Here is a 355-nt window from a genome sequence, read left to right on the forward strand (position 1 = left end):
GTTTCGTAGACACCTCCAAGCCTCATAATGAGGCCCAAATAGGAGGTGCCATGAGTCGTCAGCGTTACCCCGAAGAATTCAAGATCGAAGCGGTCAAGCAAGTGACCGAGAAAGGCAAACCTGTCGCCGATGTCGCCCAGCGCCTGGGCATGTCCGTGCACAGTCTTTACGCCTGGATCAAGGTCTACAGCAAGCCCCAAGAGCAGCGTCAGCAAGACGACGATCAGCAGGCCGAACTGCGCAAGCTACGCGCTGAACTCAAGCGCGTGACGGAAGAGCGAGACATCTTAAAAAAGGCCGCCGCGTACTTTGCCAAGGAGTGCGGCTGAAGTACGCCTTCATCAAGAAGCACTCG

1 pseudogene is annotated in these 355 nt (G+C 56.1%); it reads left to right on the top strand.

Going from position 1 to position 355, the window contains the following annotated elements:
• Positions 1-50 precede the first annotated feature (50 nt).
• A pseudogene (locus tag CYD26_RS24850) lies at positions 51-355 on the top strand (transposase); the annotation flags it as partial.

The sequence above is a fragment of the Pseudomonas sp. FFUP_PS_473 genome (genome assembly GCF_002858665.1).
Classification (GTDB): domain Bacteria; phylum Pseudomonadota; class Gammaproteobacteria; order Pseudomonadales; family Pseudomonadaceae; genus Aquipseudomonas; species Aquipseudomonas defluvii.